Genomic DNA, 208 nt, shown 5'->3' with positions numbered 1-208 from the left:
TCCCGTGTAGTTAATAATTCCGATTAACATACTGACAAATGCCATAAATGGAATGATGTTTTTAATCAGCATATCAATCGAATCTCGGCCTGCTTGATAAAACGTTCCTGTTACTTTTCCGATCCCTCTTGAAAATCTCATTAAAAAGTTATCATTATTATCTAGCTTTTCCTTTTTAAGCTCTTCATAATTCTTTTTGAAGCTTTCT

General features: G+C 32.2%; 1 pseudogene. It reads right to left on the bottom strand.

Annotated features, from left to right (window positions below):
- A pseudogene (locus EP737_RS25215) lies at window positions 1–208 on the bottom strand (PTS glucitol/sorbitol transporter subunit IIB); the annotation flags it as partial.

Origin of the sequence: Ectobacillus funiculus (genome assembly GCF_004138295.1) — a bacterium.
Classification (GTDB): domain Bacteria; phylum Bacillota; class Bacilli; order Bacillales; family Bacillaceae_G; genus Ectobacillus; species Ectobacillus funiculus.
Note: the sequence above shows the minus strand (reverse complement) of the source record. Positions and strands in the feature narration are given on the sequence as shown.